A 20,148-nucleotide genomic window follows, 5' to 3' on the forward strand; every position below is an offset into this window, starting at 1 on the left:
GCCCCTTACTGTAAGGGACGGCTTTATAGTGTGCTTATCTAAACTGTTATTGCAGTTTGATAAAGCGGCCTGTCATAACAGGCAATTGTTTGTTATCAGTATCAAGCACTACGCTATATACACCGGGTGCAAGGGTTGATATATCAATATCAACTGTGCCGGCCTGAAGGGTATAGCTGAAGTTTGCCACTTCAGCACCAATGGCCGACATAATTTTCACTCCTTGTACTTTAGCATCGGTCACATTATACTCAAGAGTAACATGTTTGGTTGCAGGTACGGGATATACCGAAATGTTGTTTTCAGCACGTTGCACCACATTAGATGCAGGTTTCAACTCAGGTGTTGGGAATTTCTTGAACTTGTAATCGTGTTCACCTTCGTAGGCCTGCACAATATCTCTTGCCAATGGGCTGTATTCATTCTCGCGATCATCGATAGCTTTCATCAAGCTGCGTTGTGATGCGGTTAGAACAGGATTGCCTTTTAGCTCAAAATAAGTAGTAAGTACGCTGCGCAAATCAGCATGGATGCCTGACAGTTGTTGCGATGCAAGCAAATCAGCAGCAAGCTGTGTATTGCCGTTGCTTACAGCATTAAGCACCAGCACAGTTGCCATTGTGTTTTTATCCATATTGCTTGCAAGTACCGCTTGTGCTGCACGTTTAGCCGGTTCTTCGCCGGTTAACATTTGTGCGGTTATCATACCAAGTATTTCTTGTTTGCCTTCTTTCAAGTGCTCGTTAACCACCGCTTGGGTAATTTCTTGAGCAGTTTGTTTAAGCACATACTTGCCATCGGCATCTCTAAACGCCCATTGCTCCAAGTAGTAAATATCACAAATGTTATACTTATCCAATTGGTTGCGTGGGTATGACTGTTGTATTTGCTGGCCGCAAGCTGCTGTTGAGTAATACTCATCAGGGCCGGTGGTAGCGCCTACGTTATTAGTAAGCAAGATACCAAAGTTACCTCCCTCATTAATAAACGTAAATACAGAGTTGATATCGATAGTAGTACCGGCATTTCCGTTGTTGCTCATAAAGGTGTTACGCCCTGCTGCCAATGGACCGCCGGGGTTACCAATAGTGCCTACATAGTTCTCGTTGTATATACCGTTGTCTCTGTAGTTATACATGTAGTTATTTATCAGTTCGGGCAAGTTGTAGTTTTCATTAGCCCTTAGATAAATAGCCGTGTTCATGTTTTTAATACAGTTGGTATAGATGCTTGAACTACCGTTACCGTCCAAATCAGCAATACCCCACAATGGACCGCCGCCAAATTGATTACGGTTGGTAGCCATTGAGTTAATATCGTTACACGATATTATTGAGCGTTCGGTGCTTTGTACGCACAAACCTATGCCTGTGTTGTTGGTAAGCGTATTTTGGTTCAAATGAAGTTCGTTGGTATATAAACCATATACACCAATTAAGAACCCGTCGAACGAGTTGTCTTTAATGTGTGTACGGGTAGTTTTTTCGCAATAAATACCGCCTGCTGTAGACCTATCGCCAATACCGTTATACAATTGGTTTTGATACACCAAAACGGGGTTGTGGCAATCAGTAAGACGTATTTGGTACAAGTCGTAGGTTTCCTTCATTTGGTTCAGTTTCACTACGTTTTCTTCCAATGCTACCACGTTGGTGTTGGTAGTAACATCTACCGCCCTGTACATGTCGTTAAATTGGTTTTCTGACGCTGTGAAGCTTGAAAGGGCTGAATAGATACCGTAGTAAATATTGCTGGTTTTGCGGGGCTGTACGTGCCTGAATTGGTTTTGGGCTATTAAGCCTTGCATTTCAACATCACGCATCCATATTGCCCAATATTCATTAGGTGTAGATGGGTAATCCAAACGGCTCTCGTCAATTTCAAACGTGTTACCGCTGATTGATTGCTGCCTGCGTGATTTTTCAAGACGTACTGATGTTTGGCACTTGATAAACGAGTTATCAGTTAAACGTACACCTGTTTCGTTGCTTCTGATGTTTACTGCAACGATGGCATTTTTGATGGTTGTGGTATTTATCCAGCCTGAAGCTTCAGGACCGGTAAACGTAACACCTTTCCAAATGTCATCTTTTTCACAAGGACGCAATACTGAGTTGTTGCAACGCAAGAAACCACGGTTTTGTACTATAATTTCTCCGTTAGGACCAAACACGCAATCAACGTTGGTAAGGTCAAGAATTGCACCGCTTGGTACAAAAATAGGAGCGTCGATATAGTACTTGTTAAACCAGAACTCTTTACCGTTAACGGTATAAGGTGTAGTGATTGGAGTAAACTCAACACCGGGGTTTTCGAAGCAGCAGTTAATCTCAGTTACATCAATACCAACGGTTTTAATACAGCATTCGTTTTTGCTGATTTCAACGGTATAAGATCCGGGAGCGGTTGCGTTGTAAGTATAGCCAAAGCCTACTGAAACGCCGTTTAAGAACCACTCGTAGTTATACTCGGTTGATTGAGGAGTAACCGTTAGCAATACACTGCCTCCGGCACCTATACACAATTGTGCAGGACCTGATGAGGTTATTGTAAATGCAGGTAGTGAAATGAAATTGATTGTAATTGGTTTTGAAACTGCACTACAATGGGTTGCAGGGTTAACAGGGATGTAATTCAATACATAAGTACCGGGGCTGTTGAACGTAGTGGCAATGTTACCATTTGTAGGTATTACAGGGCCGTAGTTGCTGCCGTTCAGAGTCCATTGGCCTTTCCATCCTGAAGGAATAGTGCCTGCGCAGAATGAAACAGGACCGCATACATCGTAACAACCGTAAGGAAGTTTATCAAGTCCTGTCGGCATATCGGTGGTTAGGTTCAACGAACCTTCTGCTTTGCATCCGTTAGCATCTTTTACGTAATAGGTATATAAACCGGGAGATGCTACAGAGATAGAAGGTGTTCCTGCTCCGTTACTCCATAGGGTAGACATAAACGGACTTGTGCCGCCTGTAACTGATGCAGTAAGCGTTACTGTAGTGCCGGGGCAGAATAGTGCCGGAGCAGCCGATATGCTTACTGATGGAGTTGGGTCAACATTCATAAACTGAGAAACAGTTGATGTGCAACCAAACAAGTTAGTTACCGTTAATGTAACTGTGCCGCTTGTGGTTAAGTTGATGAATGATTGAGTTGAAGTACCACCGGGAGGGTATGACCAGCTATAGCTATAGCCTACACCTGTAAAGGCCCTTAGCAACCTGTTTGCACACTCATCTGCAGTAGCCAAAATAATGGCTTCTGCTGCGGGTCTGTATTTAATAATGATGGGGCCGATTTTGGTAGCACATCCACTGGTATTAAATACGGTTACAAAGTACTCGCCTTGCTCAGTAGCATTAATTGAGCTGGTGGTTGCACCGGTTGACCACTGATAAGTGTATGTTGGGTTAAAAGGAGCATCTAACGTTATAGGGGTTTCAGGGCAAATTTCAAGCTCTGTTCCTGAAGGGGTTGATGTACCGTTAACGGCAATATTACCCGGATTGAACGGCGGTAACACATTGATAGTAACGGTATGGTTATCGGTACACAAGTTATTATCAGTAACGGTAAGTGTTAAAGTATAAGAACCGGGAGTGGTGAAATCGATGGTTGGGTTTTGCAAGAACGAGTTGTAGTTAGGAGGACCAATAACCGACCATTGCCATTGGATAATGGGTGCTTGGTATTGCAATGATTGGTCTCCGAAGGTGATGGGCGAACCTGCACAACCGCCGCAACTTACAAAGTCGGCAATTAAACCGCCAATATTAAAGTTGTTGTTTGCAGTTGCGGTACAGCCTGCAACCACCATAACCACTTGAGCATTGTAATTACCGTTTGCCAAACCTAAGGTAGTAACGTTAAGAGTAGCTGAGGTAACCAATCCTGAAATCACAGGGGTACCGCTGCCTGCCGGTGTTATCGTCCAAGTATACGTTGGAGTTAAGCCACTGCCTGTACACACACTAATGCCCGAAGCGGTAATAGAGGTAGTACCACTACAAGGTGTATTGTTTACAGAAATTGTCGGGCTATTTATAACATAAGGAATGTTGATGGTGAAGGGGAAAGGTTTCATACAACCGTTAATATCCTTCACATAGGCAATTACATTTTTGCTGCAAGGACTGCCGTAGCTATGTACAGGGTTCATACCGTTTCCGGTTGAGCCGTCGCCAAAATCCCAGAATATGCTAAGGATGTTGGTGCCTACTGTAGTAAACTGCTCAGTACATGGATTATACGTTGCTGAGAAAGTAGCCACAAAGGTTGAGCAACCGGTATCGCGTTGGCAACTGTCGGTTAATGAACCGCTTCTGCTGTGGGTACAGCCGTAAATATCGGTTACAGTTAGCGACCAGTTAACAGTTACAGGGGTGAAGCTTGCCGGAACTTGGAAGGTGGGGCAAGGTGCGTTTGAAGTAGTAATGTTAGTTCCTGTAAATGTCCAGCTGTACGAAGAAATCGCCCCCGAACCAACAGTGATATTGGGACATACGGTGTAGTATTTGGGGCAGAAATCGTTTTGCAACGTGGTGGTGAACGAGTTGATTACAGGAGGGGTAGGGGTGATAAACGGAACGTTTATGCTACCGGTGTTTTTACATACGCCATTGCTAACCTCTACGCTATACATACCGGGCGATGTAACGGTTACTGTGGGAGTGCTTGGCAATGCAGGAGTCCAAGTATAGCTGGTCCAAATAGGAGCTACATTTAGAGTAATGCCGGTACTGCTACAGCTTATAGGGCCGGGAGTAATAATAACAACAGGCTTACCGTTTACGGGTATTACTTGAGTGTTTTCAGTATCGCAGGCTACGTTTCTCACAGTAATGCTACTGTTTACTGTGCTGTTCCACTGTATTTGCAAGGTTAACACACCCGATGCAAAAGACTCAGAAATAATACTTCCGCCAATAACTTCCCACTCATAATATGATGGGTCGGCCATTGATGCTGTATATGTAACAATATCACCTTCGCACACATTACCCGGGGGTATGGTAAAGGTTGGTACTGTATTAGGTATTACCGTAACATCATACGTTTTGGTAGTACCACAGTTTGATAGCGAATTATGATTATAAGTTACCGATACTGTATAAGTAGTTGGTGAGCCTACAGCAGGGAATGTAATGCTTGACGAGTAAGTACCCGCTGAAACTACTGGACCTGCCGGTGATACTGAAACGCTTGCCGAACCTGTTGGAGCTTGGTAAGCATGGTAATAGGTTTCAGTTGCGCCGCCGCAAACCAATGCAGGGCCGCTTATATCATCGCCGGTGGCTTTAGCAACCACGTTTACGTTCCATGTGCTGTTGCTGCCGTCGTTACAATATTCATTAGGGGTGTTGTTACCGGCAGTAATGCTTCCGGTACCCACTTGGTCCCAATCAATAGTTACCGAGTACGCATCGTAAGCAGTAATGGTTCCGCCTACAACACTCCAAGAAACATCGGTTGATGGAGCTCCGGCAGGGAAAATCAAATAATAAGTACGCGTGCTGCCTATACACTCAGTACCACTGTATGGTGCCATGGTGTATTGGGGCAATATTTTGGTTTCTTTCAATCCTTTGCCCTCGCAGCAGGTAAGTTCATGTTTTACATAAACTTCAACTTTAATAGTGCCTGAGTAAGCAGATGTGTTTACCCATAATTGGTTAGAAGTAGATGATTGAAGAACACCGTTCACCAGCCAGCTATAGCATGCACCTGCATAGTTAACAGTTGAGTATTCCATGTAGCCGGCTCCTGAGCATATTATATCCGGACCGGTAATAGGAATGTTTGTGCTGATAATAGGCACAACTTCGGTAGCGGTATTGGTACAAGTATATCCGCCGCCTAATACAGTAACGCTTACGGTACCCACAGGGCCTGAACCCCAAGTAACACAAACTTTATTTCCTGTGATTACGCGTAGAGACGGATCATCGCCAACAATGTTCCATACATAGGTTGCTCCGCCTATACTGGCGGTACTGTAGCACTGGCGGCTACCTTCGCAAATAGTTCCGGGGCATTCAATTTCAGGTTTTGTGCCTGAAACAATGGTAAAGGTGTGGCTTACTTTGTATTCACAACCTTCGTGAGTAGTAATAGTAAGAGTGGCAGTGTAAGTGCCGGTGAAAGCATATTGGTGTGACGCAGTTGGTAATGAAGTGGTTTCGGTATATCCGTCACCAAACTCCCAAAAATATGAATCAACACTGCTTAGTGGAGTAGTTCCGCTTGCATTAAAGTTTACGGGAGAGCTGATACAGTTTCCATCAATGGTAAATGCGGGAGTTGTTCCGGGGTTAATCGTCAACTCACACTCTTGTATGTTTTTACAGCCGTATATTTTATGAGTAATTTCGATGGTAATAGTACCAACGCCTGAAGTACCCCATACTACGCATACTTTGGTAGAATCAGGGCTAATAGAAACAATAGTGCCGTTAGTTACAGTCCAGTTCCAAGTATAGTCGGCTGCAACACCAAATTGGGCGTCGATAGTACCTTGGTAACAATCGTAGCTTCCGGCACAAACGCCGCAAGGCGCACCACCGCCGGGCACACCTTCATGTCCTTGTGTAGGATCTGATGTTCCGGCTTTGCCCCTTTTACAGCAGGGTAGATTGATAGAAGGAGGAGGAATCACCTTAATTTTAAAGGTGAAGGTTTTTGTACAACCGTCAGCGGTGGTAATGGTGTAGTTAAGATAGTTAACACCATAATTAGTCCATGTAACATCTACCGAAGTAGGGTTAGGGTTACTGGTAGTGCCTCCTTGAGCCGACCAACTGTATGATGCAGGAGGTATGGTTGTAGAGATGTTGTAGGTTGTTAACTCGTTTTGGCAAGCAAAATCATTAGTCAACAAGTTTACAACGGGAGTAGCCCCTACCGTAATAGTAGTAGTGTAGGTGCCGCCCGTAGCCACTAAAGTAACCGTATAAACACCCGGAGTAGTATAGGTGTGTACGGGGTTACAATCGGTGCTGGTGCCACCGTCGCCAAAAGTCCAGTTGTAACTGGGCCCGGCCAATTGGCTAAAATACTGCACCACCACAGGGGCGCAGCTTCCGTTAGTAATAAAGGTAAATCCTGCCGCAGGCATTGGCGCGGCAGCGGGTGGAGTTTCTGAACCGGGCGGAGCCAGTCGCTCTGCATTTACTGCCAGCGGCAGTGAAAACAGCAGAAAAATCCACACTCTTGCAAGAAAGTAAATGGGTTTTTTCATGATAGATAATTGGTTAGAAATGCAACAATTGAATGTGCAACTAAAGTACCGCCCCTTTTGTATATAAAAATCGGCGAGTTAGTATTTGCGATGTTTGGATTAGTATTTAACTACATAAGACCCAAAAACCTGAAAGTTTTGTCTTTGCGGGCTTGTGCAATTTCAAGGCGGGTGTTGTCTTTAAGGGTGATGTGGCTTTTACGTCCCCGTTCCACTGACTTTATATATACAGTGTTTACTAAATAACTTTGATGAATGCGGCAAAACGGATGGTCTTTCAGTAGGTTTTCGTAGAACTTCAACGTTTTAGATAGCAGGAACTTGCGTCTGTCGAGCAATAATATCTCAGTGTAGTTATTATTGGCTTTACAGTACACAATTGTATCTGCATCTACCATTTCGTAAGAGGTGCCTGTCCAAATCGGAATTCGTGCCTCCACAGAGGGTGCTACACCTGCCATGTTTGCAACGGTCACGGGTTGCCTGCCCATGCCTGCACGTGCCTTATATAGTGCTACTTCTAAATCAGCGCGGCGCAAAGGTTTCAATAAATAATCAACTGCATTGGCTTTTAATGCCTTTAGGGCATGCTGTTCACCATCAGAAAGCACTATTAGCTTAAATTTTTTGTGTTCGCACGCTTCTAATACGCTAAATACGTCAGTTGGCGGCAAATTGGCATCCATAAAAACAATTTCGGGAGTAATGGCATCAATTTGTATGCCTGCTGTTTGCGCATCTTCTGCTTCCCCTGCTATGCTTATAGTCGGGTCGGCTTTTTTCAACTGTAGTTTCAACAACTGTCTAAAGCCCTTATCTGCATCGGCAATTATGCATGTAGTAGTTACCATGGCCACGCGTTTTTACATTCATGACTTCTTTTCTCAAGTCACAAACAATACATTAATAGATATTCAATGATAACGAAATTAAACCGCCAAAACAAGCACAAAGCAATCCCTTTTGCCTATCCTATTCTGTTATGTAAGTTCAGTTGAAGGGGGCTCTATACTCTTTGCAACGCCTGTGAACAATAGTATTTGAGGTTTCAATGTGTATGAGCTCAGCTTTGTTTTACTTTGTCAAGTACTTGAGCCAAACGATTGTGTAAAGCACCGCTAACAGTTAATACCTCTACCCCAAAATCACCCACCCATTCGGTAATAGTTTCATTCACCCGGTAACGGAGTTCAGGTAAATCAGTATCCTTATATACTATTAAGTCGGGCTCTTCTATCGGAACAAAAATGAGAAGGTTTATACTGGCCATTATTTCTTCAACACGTTCATAATACGACTGAGTATTTATTCTGCTGTCAATAGCATTTATGTAGGCTAAGAAATCTATCGGGCACCTGTCAAAAACTACATTAGTTGCATTTGTACCAAGCTGCTTAATGGAATACTCCAATTGCTCAATAAAGTCATCCACGGTCGGTCTTTCAGAAAACTCGTATCCCAGTTCCTCCAACTCGTAATAAGGCTCCGCCCTGTGCTCGTAATCAGGCAAATGCTCTTGTAACGCCTCGGCTAATGTTGTTTTCCCTACTTTATGCGCACCTGTTATTGCAATTCTCATGGTTTATTCTCCGTCACTGTTTAATGTCAGACTGCTAATGTATTATTCTCTAACTAAAATCCCTTCTTATTTCAATTTCTTTACTAAGTAACGGACATTTATTTATCTTTGTAGCTAAGACACTTTTTATCTAAGATTTTATATGCATAACAACACCGTTATAGAAGTTAGAAAAATCAGTCAGTTATACGCCTATACTTCCTTACAGTTACACGAGGCGGTTTCTAAAAAAGCAGGGTTCACCGGTACCGACCACAAGTACTTGGGCTTCTTTTTACAAAAAGAGAGTTTAACCGCGGGGGAACTTGCTGCTTTAACAGGACTAACCACGGGGGCAGTAACAGGTTTGATTGACAGGTTTGAAAAAAAGAAACTGGTGAAACGCAGCTTTGATAAAAGTGATAGGCGAAAAGTTATTGTGGTGGCTAACAAGGATAAGATTACGGACCTATTGGCACCTTTTTACACAGCGTTTCAATTAGAGACCGAGAAGCTGATAGCAAGTTATACAGAAAGTGAACTTGCGGTGATTGAATCTTTTTTGGAAAGAAGTATTGAATTGATGAACCAAACCAAGGAAACCATTACTAAACCTTTGAATAATGAATAGCACTGAACCAGCAAACAACGTACACAGCCCTTTTGTGCAAACCTATTTTCATGGCACCAAAGCAAATCTTGCAATTGGTGATTTGATTGAGACAGGAGTTAACTCAAATTATGGGCAAAATAATAAGGCAAAGTTTATCTATTTAACGGCCACTTTGGATGCGGCAATTTGGGGTGCTGAACTTGCTTTGGGCGAGGGCAAGGAAAGGATTTATCTTGTGGAACCTACCGGAGCAATTGAGGACGACCCTAATTTAACCGACAAAAAATTTCCCGGAAACCCCACAAAATCGTACCGATCAAAGTATCCGTTTAAGGTGATTGGTGAAGTTACTGTTTGGAGTGGCCACCCGATAGAGCAAATTAACGCCATGAAAGAAGGGCTTGAACGTCTTAAGGAACAGGGTATTGAAGCTATTGAGGATTAATATAAAAACCACCCGCGCTGCGGGTGGTTTTGTAGCAGATAACTAATTACTTAACGTGTTTCACTTGTCCGGCCCCGTATTGTCTTACATCTTTCAGCACACCGTTGCCACTGTATAAAATAGTGCCGGTGCCATAATTGCTAATACTGATTTCTTTGTCGGCAAACAATTCCACATCACCTGTGCCCATGTTCTTAAATGTTACCTCATCAGCAATCATTTCTTTTGCCGAAATAGTACCAACGCCTTGATTCTTCATTTCCAGCTTCACGGTTTTGCCTTTCAGCGAAATGTTACCGGTGCCTTGGTGAATTACTTTAATGGCAGGAGCATCAAAGGCCAGCGAGGTGTTTCCCACACTTTGCACCCTTATGTCAAGCGGATTTGAAAGGGTAATGGTGCTTGGGCAAACTACATCCCCGTGGTTAGAACGCACATACAAAACATCAACCTGACGCAGGTATATTTTTATGTGGCATTTAGTAAAAACAGGCTTGCGCAGCTTGTTTTCGGTAGATACATACAGGCTTCGTCCTGCATTTCCTGCTTCAATAAACTCCATCAGATTTTCATCTGCCTCTACAATCACTTTTTCTTCGTCGGATTGTATTAATTCAGTAGTGCCGTTAACAGCAACGTGGAGCCTGATAAAAGAACTCACCTGGAGCTCTTTCGTAATAATTTTTTCGTTTCCTTTTACGTCGATCATTTGTCGTAATTTTTTAAAACTTACCATATAATTATTCGTTATCAGGACAGTACTTCACAGGTAAACCCGTTTTTTTGCACTAAGGTAATCACCTGTCGGCAATTTATCTGTCCTTTAACGACCTCAATTCTCAAAATGCGGTCACAGTCTTCTAAATCAAAGTTTATTTTGCAGGTTGGCAGCACATTAGCTAGCACTTTGGCTACCAGCTTAGCATCTTTGATTTTGTTTATATTTGTTTTGAAAACTTCTACCGTTACCATTTCTTTGAATTTGGTAATGCAAAACTACTGAGGCCCAATGGGTGAAGGCTTACACATGACGGATGAAAACTTATATAAAACGGAGTAATGTCGTTTTTTCTGAAAAATGCGGATGACGGAAAATTACTGGTTGCACAGAATTTTACTGAAAACGACTTTGCTGTAAGCGGCTATCAAACAAACACCTACAACGTAGAGTTTTCTTTTGGCAATACACAAACTACTCAGTGGAATATTGACGGAATATGTATTTCTTATACCGAAGCAAAATTTAATAAGCCCGCGCTATTAGATTGGAACGGCGATGCCGAAATGATAACCTTGTATTTTAACTTGCAGGGGAAGATGTCTATTGCAGATATCAGTGATATAATATCCATCGAGTTATACAGCAATCAGCATAATATAATTTACAGTAGTGAGGCCAAAGGCCAGCTGAAAGTAGACGAATTGAGAATGAGGTCGTTTATGGTTCAGTTATCTAAGAGTGCTTTTTCAAGAGTATCGAGCAATGTGGGTGGTGAATTGAAACATTTTGCGGATACGGTGGTTAAGGGCGAGCCTGCTGTCTTTTCAGCTATAAACCTGCCTGTTGATTTTGAAATACAGAACTGTATCAACCAAATCATTTACTGCCCGTATGGTGATGAGTTAAAACCTATGTTTTTATACTCAAAAGTGATTGAACTGCTGGTGTTGCAAGCGGCATCGTATAAACGCTCGCAGCAAACAACAGTTAGGGTGATAAAGACGGAATACGATTATGAACGTATTATTTTTGCACGCGATTATCTTTTAAAAAACATAGAAGTGCCCCCGTCGCTGGCTGAGCTATCACACATTGCCGGTATTAATGAATTTAAACTGAAAAAGGGATTTAGGGAAACGTTTAATCAAAGTGTGTTTCAATACTTGTCTAACCACCGGTTAGAAACTGCCAAAATTCATTTGCTTGAGGGCAGTAAATCGCCTACAGAGTTGGCGTTTGAACTGGGTTATTCTTCGCTGCAACATTTTAGCTCTGCTTTCAAAAAGAAATTCGGAATGCCGCCAAAACAGGTTAGACAATAGCCTCGTTTGTATTAGTCGCAAACAGCCCCTCATCTTGCCGCTAATGACCCGAAAAGGGCCCCTTGTCCGTCGTAGATTTGTTTACTAATAAAACAACAAACATGAATACAATTAACAGCACCATTGATGGGCTTGAACTTGCTCAAATAGGCTGGGTGGTGCCAGACATACAAGCAGCGGCTAAGTTTCTTTCGAGCACGTTAGGTATTGAAGGATTCCCGCCGCCCATGCATGTTAATGCTGAAGAAATAAACATGAATTACCACGGCCAATTGGTTCCCGGTGAATGGCTAACTACCCAAACGTTTAACGGAGGTACCTTTATTGAGCTTGTGCAGCCTTTATCAGGCCAAAGTATGTTTCAGGATTACCTTGTTAAATATCCCATGGGCGGCACACAGCACATGGCTTTTAGATTACCCATCAGCGGTCTTGAAAAGATAGTGAATGAATTAAAAGCCCAAGGGTATGTTGTTATTAGCGAAGTAAACCACCCGATAGCCCACATGGTGTTTTTTGATACCTATCAAACATTGGGTGTAGCTACAGAGATTATGGGGGTAACTCCTGAAGGATGGCTGCTATTGAACAAATGAAGAGCAGTTGATGCGCGTTTAATAAACAAAAGCCCCTTTTCTGTTGAGAAAAGGGGCTAATTATACTGTTTGCAGTAACTAATTATTTAACAACGGTAATCTTTTGGGTCTGCGTTTGACCTTCGGCCCTAAAACGCACCAGATAATTACCAGCAGATAGCGATGTAAGGTTAATCCTTTTTATAGTAGCGCCTGTTTGCTTATCAGGGTTAACTACAGCTACTTGTTTGCCATTTAAATCTGTAATATCAACCGTTATTACGTTACCCGTTACCGGAGTAAAGCTTACGTCGATAAAATCGCGGGCAGGATTGGGATAGGCAGAAACATCAGTAACAATGGCAGGTTGTTTAGGCAACGATGCAGTTCCTACTTCCTTTACTCTTAACGTAGAAAGGTAAGTGTGGTCGTCACCTTTGTGACCGTCGAAGTTTGAGTTAAAAGCGCCGTAAAAAACAACATCCCCTGTACCCGCTTGGGGGGCAACCCAATCAAACGTCCATGAGTTGGAGTCTTGTCCGTCAACACCGTTTGATGTATAGGTAATGTATTTTTTATCTCCTACCAGTTTAGTTCTGCTGGTATCCGTCAGTACAATAGTTCCCAAAAGGTTACCCTTAATGTCCTGTGGTGAAACTTCAAAACCGAACCTTGTACCACCAAACTCTGTATTGGTAGCAGTAATGGTATATTGTTGTCCGGGTATATAGCCCGATGCAGGTATGTTTGATACAATCCATCCGTCAACGGGTGTAGCTGTGCCGCCGTGACAGGCAGTACAGTTTTTAAGACTATCGCCGGGCGATCCGGTATAACCAGGCTCAGTACCGTCTTTACGTTTCACACTCCACGTTGAACCTAAAAGTACGGTTAAGCAGCCTCCTAACATTAACAAGTAAACCAGTTTTTTCATAACTTCTTTATTTAAAAGGACAAGCAATATAAATTTTTATTCGCTTACACAAAGACGATGATCCAGAATAAATAGTAGTGGGGCTAAAACAAAAAACCCTTCTCGGTTAAGAAAAGGGTTTTATTTTTTGTAGCCCGAACAAGCAGATTATCGAACCAATCTTATCATTTTTTAAGTAAGTTCAGATCTTTAAGGATCTATATGAAATAAGCTAAGTAGAACTTATTTCAACTCAAATATTTTCTATGCCATTCTGACTCATCTAATCCAACTCTAGATAACTTCGTAGTATAATCTATTATGATTCTCTGTGCATGTAAGTCTTTTAAATCGAGAATCCATTCAAATTGCTCATCTGTATATTTTTGGGTAAACACAGGTTTACCCTTGTCATCTTTTTCTGCCACAATCACTCCATAATCATTAGTACAAACAAACTTTATCGTTCTAATAGAAAATGAATCATTAACTTTCTTTAGCCTTACACCTTCAGGAGTAATGATATCAAATTTTCCATCTGATATTTTAAGCGGGATGAATAAAAATTTTCTATCAGTATTTTGTTGTATCCTAACACTATCACACCTTTGCTGAATACAGATGTAATACTTGTCTGAAACAACTGTACTTTTTACAACAGTTCCTAAGGTCAATTTGTGAATTGTATTACTGGGAATAAAGAGGCTTTTATGGTGTGTTAAGATTGAAAAACGTTGATCTATTCCTTGCTGGCTACCCATTTCAGAATTGTTTAAAAATAGTTGAGTAGTAATATTGTTGTTTGAAATATAATCATAATACTCTTCTGCTTTCGTCTTAGAAAGCCCTGCATTTTTTGAAAAAGCATCAATATATCGTTTTCCAACATCTTTATTTTTAGAACTAACTAAATCAACCAATAGTGCATGATTCCTAATATAATTCACTGTAATATTATCCGCTTTACCTTTCTTTTTAAACACTTCATTTTTATGCTCAATTTTAATAATTAAATCAATCCAACCTTGAATTAATCCCCTTATCTCTTCGTTGATCTTATTATACAAAAGCAAATCAGCAATAGTATCCCCAAATAGGTCAATTAACAAATCTTCAGCGTCTTCCTGACTAGGCAGCAATGCTTTATGACTTAAATATGCACTATCCATTTCTTTTGAAAAAAGTCCTAATATTTTACTCGAGTTCTTTCGTAAAGTAGTTAGGGACATTAATGCAAAATTCGATAGCAATCCTGAAGTCATGTGAGTAAATTCATCTAATATGAAGGATGGTAAGCTTTCATAATTAATCATGAAATTTTCATATTTTTCCCTATTTGAAGCAGCGGCAATTTTAACTTCTTTAGCTCTAACTATTACTTTAACATGCGACGATTGTATAGAACAGTCTTTCAAATTCAAAGTATACTCACTAGATGAACTAAAAACATCACTATAAATACTTGTTGATATATCCTCTAATAGCGTATAGTCCCCTGTATAGATAATTATAATCTTTAGCGAGTCTTTTTGCTGTCCTTCATCAAATAAAATTGATTTTATTATCTCTTTAGTATATAGGCCTCTATAATCATCATAAGGCGCATCATCCTCTTCTGACCCCTTAAGTATTTCTTGTTTGATATCAATTTGCCAATCTAAAATTACGCAGTCTGCTTTGTCTGCAATCGATTTAAAATCTTCTATATCTTTTTCCGATTCAGGCCTATACACAGCACATATTTTATTCTCTTTAGCAAAGATCTTGGATATTTTTAAAGCGTCGAAATCGTGAGCTGTATTTTCGTTATCACTATTTCTATAAGCTTTATCATCCAAAAACACGATACTTTGAATAAAGTCATTTGCAATCTCTTTAGATTTTTCAAAAAAAGTGGTATTACTCATCATTTTCTGCTTGGATTCTTTCGATTTTAAAACTAACTGTACTACCCTCTTTAGGGGATACAACAGATAGGATATAATTTTCTGCATTCAAAACCTCCTGACTTATGCTCAATCCCATCCCTCTTCCTTGCGACTTACGTGAAAACCCCATTATAAAAATCCTGCTTTTATCTTGAGGTTGTATCTCGATTCCATTGTTTGAAACATATACCCCTGTATCATCAGCATGAAGTCTAATAACCTTCTCCTCAGCATTGCTTTGATTCAACCAATAAATAGCGTTATCTATTAAATTTACGAATACCGGGTAAAAAGTTGACCTAAATCCATAGATTTTGTGTGAAGCAAAGCCTTTTGTATGCTTAAATTGAATATTATGGCGCTCCATTCTCGACTTAAATAAATCAATTAAAAAGGTTTTTATTTCTAATAATCCGATATCTTCTCGTTTTCTATTAAGCCGACGGTTTAAAGGAGTAAAAAGGTTCAAATAACCATCTAAGTGTTCGAAGTTTATTTTTATATTTTTGTAAACTCCTTCTAACTGATTATTAACATCAGACCAGGCTTTCAAATCTTTAATACTACTTCGAATCGATTTTACCGTGCTACTAAATTCATGATGCAGTATCCCAACAGCTAAACCAAGTTGACTTAATTCCACATCCGCTTGTACTCGCTCCCTTAACTCATCTAATTCTTCAGCTAAGGCATCTGAAATTTGATCATTGGTTATAATATTGCCATCGTCATCTTTATCAAGATAAAAACTTTCAAATTGCCGGATAATCCTATCCATTACATGAGTATTCCTTTCACTAATCATTTCTATCTCACTCTCCATCTTCTGCCTCTCTGCAACAAGATCATAATCGTCTACTTCATTGACGCTTAGATTTTTAAACTTATCTTTGACTGAACGTATTTGAAAATCTAAATCTAGCATCAATTGATTAGTTACTTCCTTTATTTTCTTTGAAACGTCCGAGACAATCTCATTTGTTTCGATTTTCTTCTTGGTATTTATTTTAAGTGCCTCGGATGATATAAACTGTACAGCCTGCTCTAGCCGTTTTCTTTTGCTTATCTCAATGTTCAGTCGCGAACTGTAATCGGAGATAAAATTATCAATTTCTGATACAGCATTTTTAAACAATGTCTCTTCCAATATTCTATACTCGGAAAGATAGCTATCGAAATCAATTCTGGCACTCTTTGATATGCTGAACCCTTTGGGGGTTGGAACAGAAATTTTTCGCTTATAATCAGCTAGTTTTTGTCTTGTTTCAAATTCAGTATCTATTATTTTTTGACTTGCCTGATCCAAGTCTTTTATAAACAATACAGAGTTAAGTTCGTCCTTAGCATGATTAATTATATTATTAATATCTACTTCAAATTTTCCTTCATTCAACTGTTTAAAAAAGATATCTATATCTTTTAAAAAATTTTCTTTTTTTCCTTTAGCTAATTTATCTCTCCTTTCAAGTGCCAAATAGAGGCTGTTTCTTTCTTCCTTTTTCTCTTTATAAAATTCTGACTGAGGAGTTTTACCTTTATCATCAAAAAAATCTGCGGCTAATTGAATAAAAAAGTTTTTGAGTATCGCTTGAAGCTGTCGATAAGCTCTATTTTCAATAAAACCTTCCCGCCCGGCCTTTTCAATTAATTTTGAATTTCCTAGATGTGTTATGCTTATCGTCCCAAACATTCTTCTATACGAAAAAAAGTATGTTGAAGCTCTTTTTGAACGATTCTTCTCTATATCCAAAAAATCATAGTCGGAATCCCCGTAAGGTAAAACACGTATATTATCCTTATAAATATATAAGCCGCCGAATTTATCAGCTTTGGCAGTTAACCTATTCCAGTTCTCTATATCGACCACTGAATCTTTAAGTTGACCCTGAATATACGCAAGATTTATCTCAAAACTTCCGCAATCAGTTAGATTAAAGTTACTACCTGTCCAGTTGACAATATGCTCGTATTTTTTTTCCCGATATATTTGAATATCCCCTTTGAATTGACCATACTCATCAAACACACCTTTAAAGTGGTGGTCTGCTAATTCAAATTCTTCTGGTGTAAAAAATTGCTCCTTATCTATCAAGTTAACATACGAACTATCACTGCCTTTATAGTCTCTAAAATTAATATCAATAATAGGTTTAGGATGGCCTGGTGTCATCGTATTATGAAACCCGATTAACATTTTTTCTATTTTGCTGGCATCTTTAGAATCTTTATTGCCCTCAATATCGAATAACAAATTTTCACTCACTGGTGATATGTAAAAAAAAGTACCCCCGTTTTCAGGCTCCTCAATATTAAATTCTGCAACAAGTTGTCTATTTAATGTATTAGGGTTTAATTTTAGGGAACTAATAGTATAAGATATTTCGGAGAAATCTCTCCCTGAAATAATAGCCCTATCTAAAAGGCCTTCTAAGGAATCAAGTAATTCTTTCTTTATCTCTTCTATTTCAGCCTCATTAGGCAATTTGTCAAATTCCTTAATTGGAATTGTTATGTCCTCCAAATTAATCCCTGGTAGTTCAAATATTTGCCAGTTAATTAAGATTACAACAATTTTATGTAACTGCCCTCTATTCCTTGCTTTTGTAATAATTAAAACTTGCTTGCCGATTGAAGCAATTGCAAGTCTACCAATACCTTTTTCGCCCATAATTGGACGAACTGGTTTAGAATCATCAATCGGGGGTAAGGCTGTCTTGGAATTAACAAATTTACTCTCTGTTCCAATGGTTAACCATCGAGTTTCAAATTCCTCTTTGGTCATACCCAGCCCATCATCCCTCAAAATTAGAAGGTTGTCCTTTCGTAAAAAGTCAATATCAAATTTATCAGCGTAAGCATCGTGAGCATTCTTTATAAGCTCATTAATAGCAGTAGGTATTCCTGCTATTTGCTGTCGTCCTAATAAATCTAATGCTCTTGCTCTTGTTTTGAACTGTGCCATTCCACGTGATTTCTATTTATTGCTTGCCCTATGGCTGAAGCATATTTTGGCGGTACTGCGTTTCCAATTATCCGAGCAATATTTGCTATGCTAGTACCTTTAAATTTATACGTTACCGGAAAAGATTGAAGAACGGCTCCTTCCCTTAATGAAATAGCTCTGTCTTCCTCAGGATGTCCAAATCGTCCATTAGAAAAACTAAAAAATTTAGTTGTTATTGTCGGTGAAGGTTTATCCCACCACATTCTCCCGTAAACATCTTTAAAAGACTTAACTTCTCCTTTATGGCATTTTGGAGCTAGTTTTTCGTCATCAACATACGCTAATCTCGTTCCCCCGTTTTTCGGGGTAACTGCAAGTCTATCTTCATTTATTTTTTTTAATCCCGCAACAGTGTGTAAAAACGGAGAATGATCTTTATGACCGTGACAAACTTTGGGGAATCCGTTATGTTCACCAATAACATCCCTAACCGTTATTTTTTCACCTTTTATCGGAACAGGAATTATTTCTCGTGAAGATACTCTATTAGCTACTAATGTAAACCTTTTTCTGTGTTGTGGAACCCCATATTCGCTCACTTCGTGGACATCAAAATGAACCTTATAACCGTTCAAATCTAACCATTTTACGAAGCTTTCCAAACCACTGGCTCTTTTTTTTCTTAGAACTCCTGGTACATTTTCAACTACTACATAACCTGGATTAAAGTATTCTACGAAACGCCTAAATTCTTTTAGTAAATTTTTAGACTCCTTGGATTTTTTCTTATCCGTGTTAATGATGCTCCAAAACTGGCAAGGGCTACAACCGATTAAGATAAGTTCATCATCATTTTTCTTCAGTGATAGTTTTTCTTGAAGTTCATTTTCTCCTAGCTCAAATACGTTGGCAAGAATAAACTCTGCGCCTTTTATATTAGCCTCATAGGTCTCTTTGCAGTTTGCATCATAATCAATTCCGCATAAAACTTTTATGCCCGCTTCCTGCATTCCATAACTCATTCCGCCCCCGCCGCAAAAGAAATCTATAGCTTTCAGGTTCCCTTCGTGACCCATTTTCAAATTCAATTAAAAACATGCAATATAAGACATCTTAAACGGCTTCAAAACTCAGGTCTAAAACTGAACGACAAGATTACTCTTTTTCTATTCCAATATTTGCAAACAATACGTCTCCCATAATTTCATAAATATCCTCACCTTCATGCTCACAGACTTCAAAACATTTCTCCATTAAGCTGTTTCTCATAATGGCTTCCTCATTGGTATAAGTTGGTAACTTGGTCGATCTATTTATGTAATTTCTAAAATCCTCATCGGGATGAAAATTCACTCCTTCCTGTAGTAATTGTTCTGCAAATAGTCTTACATCTTCTATAGTTTCGATAGTATTAATCATCATGGCTTGCTTTTACGTTTGACAAAAGAGTTTCTAAAGTATTTTCCTGTACTGTTTGGTTTAACTCACACTCAAATATAGTGAAAATTCGCCATCCAATCTTTTGTAATTGGATACTATTAATTTTGTCTAACTCTTTGTTTCGAGCAATTTTTGCTAACCACCATTCTGTACGGGTTTTAGGAAGTACGGAGCGTTTACAGCCCTTATGTCCATGCCAAAAACAACCGTTAATGAATATAACCGTTTTATATTTAGGTAATACTATATCTGGCTTGCCCGGAAGCTTTTTATCATGCAACTTATACCTGAAACCGTGTGAAAAAAGAAACTTACGAACCAAGAGTTCTGGTTTTGTGTCTTTTGACCTCACTCTTGACATATTATAACTTCTTTGTTCGGGTGTATGAACATCGGCCATAGTATGCAAATTACACTCTTTGACCAGCATTAAAATCCTCCCCCTTTCCCAC

Annotated in this window: 15 protein-coding genes; 4 read left to right on the plus strand and 11 right to left on the minus strand. The window is 39.7% G+C overall.

Features of this window, described 5'->3' with window-relative positions; translation table 11 throughout:
- Positions 1–46: 46 nt before the first annotated feature.
- The 3 genes from F9K23_14390 to F9K23_14400 form a co-directional block, all read right to left on the minus strand.
- Complete coding sequence (locus F9K23_14390; GenBank protein ID KAB2914389.1) at positions 47–7,237, minus strand: PKD domain-containing protein; 7,191 nt, start codon at positions 7,235–7,237, stop codon at positions 47–49.
- Between the two features lie 110 nt (positions 7,238–7,347).
- Positions 7,348–8,088 carry a response regulator transcription factor gene (locus F9K23_14395; GenBank protein ID KAB2914390.1) on the minus strand — a complete coding sequence of 247 codons (741 nt, stop codon included), beginning with the start codon at positions 8,086–8,088 and terminating at the stop codon, positions 7,348–7,350.
- A 212-nt stretch (positions 8,089–8,300) separates the two neighbouring features.
- Entirely contained in the window at positions 8,301–8,816 is a 516-nt protein-coding gene (locus tag F9K23_14400) for an ATP-binding protein (protein ID KAB2914391.1), read from the minus strand.
- 142 nt (positions 8,817–8,958) lie between these two features.
- Here F9K23_14400 and F9K23_14405 point away from each other — a divergent pair, with 142 nt between their 5' ends.
- Together F9K23_14405 and arr are read left to right on the plus strand one after the other, a co-directional pair.
- Positions 8,959–9,426, plus strand: a complete 468-nt coding sequence (locus F9K23_14405; GenBank protein KAB2914392.1) for a MarR family transcriptional regulator — start codon at positions 8,959–8,961, stop codon at positions 9,424–9,426.
- A complete protein-coding gene (gene arr / locus F9K23_14410; protein KAB2914393.1) occupies positions 9,419–9,853 on the plus strand; it encodes an NAD(+)--rifampin ADP-ribosyltransferase in 435 nt (144 codons plus the stop codon). Before F9K23_14405 ends, arr begins: the two co-directional genes overlap by 8 nt.
- Positions 9,854–9,899: 46 nt before the next feature.
- Here the strand turns inward: arr and F9K23_14415 are convergent, their stop codons facing one another.
- Positions 9,900–10,589 carry a hypothetical protein gene (locus F9K23_14415; GenBank protein KAB2914394.1) on the minus strand — a complete coding sequence of 230 codons (690 nt, stop codon included), beginning with the start codon at positions 10,587–10,589 and terminating at the stop codon, positions 9,900–9,902.
- Between the two features lie 14 nt (positions 10,590–10,603).
- Entirely contained in the window at positions 10,604–10,825 is a 222-nt protein-coding gene (locus F9K23_14420) for a hypothetical protein (protein ID KAB2914395.1), read from the minus strand.
- An 87-nt stretch (positions 10,826–10,912) separates the two neighbouring features.
- Here F9K23_14420 and F9K23_14425 point away from each other — a divergent pair, with 87 nt between their 5' ends.
- Positions 10,913–11,896, plus strand: a complete 984-nt coding sequence (locus tag F9K23_14425; protein KAB2914396.1) for a helix-turn-helix transcriptional regulator — start codon at positions 10,913–10,915, stop codon at positions 11,894–11,896.
- A 101-nt stretch (positions 11,897–11,997) separates the two neighbouring features.
- On the plus strand, positions 11,998–12,492 hold the full coding sequence (locus F9K23_14430) for a hypothetical protein (GenBank protein KAB2914397.1): 495 nt from the start codon (positions 11,998–12,000) through the stop codon (positions 12,490–12,492).
- Between the two features lie 82 nt (positions 12,493–12,574).
- Here F9K23_14430 and F9K23_14435 read toward each other — a convergent pair whose 3' ends face one another.
- The 6 genes from F9K23_14435 to vsr all read right to left on the minus strand — a co-directional run bounded on the left by F9K23_14435 (position 12,575) and on the right by vsr (position 20,096).
- On the minus strand, positions 12,575–13,405 hold the full coding sequence (locus F9K23_14435; protein ID KAB2914398.1) for a T9SS type A sorting domain-containing protein: 831 nt from the start codon (positions 13,403–13,405) through the stop codon (positions 12,575–12,577).
- A gap of 227 nt (positions 13,406–13,632) precedes the next feature.
- A complete protein-coding gene (locus F9K23_14440; protein ID KAB2914399.1) occupies positions 13,633–15,294 on the minus strand; it encodes a hypothetical protein in 1,662 nt (553 codons plus the stop codon).
- The gene (locus tag F9K23_14445) at positions 15,284–18,274 is read right to left on the minus strand and encodes a sensor histidine kinase (GenBank protein ID KAB2914400.1); all 2,991 of its coding nucleotides are present in this window, start codon (positions 18,272–18,274) and stop codon (positions 15,284–15,286) included. The genes F9K23_14440 and F9K23_14445 overlap by 11 nt, the downstream gene beginning before the upstream one ends.
- Positions 18,241–19,332: a DNA cytosine methyltransferase gene (locus tag F9K23_14450; protein KAB2914401.1), complete on the minus strand. Its 1,092-nt coding sequence runs from the start codon at positions 19,330–19,332 to the stop codon at positions 18,241–18,243. Before F9K23_14450 ends, F9K23_14445 begins: the two co-directional genes overlap by 34 nt.
- Before the next feature lie 79 nt (positions 19,333–19,411).
- Positions 19,412–19,675 (minus strand): hypothetical protein, encoded by a 264-nt coding sequence (locus F9K23_14455; GenBank protein ID KAB2914405.1) that lies wholly within the window; start codon positions 19,673–19,675, stop codon positions 19,412–19,414.
- On the minus strand, positions 19,668–20,096 hold the full coding sequence (gene vsr, locus F9K23_14460) for a DNA mismatch endonuclease Vsr (GenBank protein KAB2914402.1): 429 nt from the start codon (positions 20,094–20,096) through the stop codon (positions 19,668–19,670). Before vsr ends, F9K23_14455 begins: the two co-directional genes overlap by 8 nt.
- Positions 20,097–20,148: the final 52 nt, after the last annotated feature.

It is taken from the genome of Bacteroidota bacterium, assembly GCA_008933805.1.
In the GTDB taxonomy this organism is placed as follows: domain Bacteria; phylum Bacteroidota; class Bacteroidia; order UBA8524; family UBA8524; genus SB11.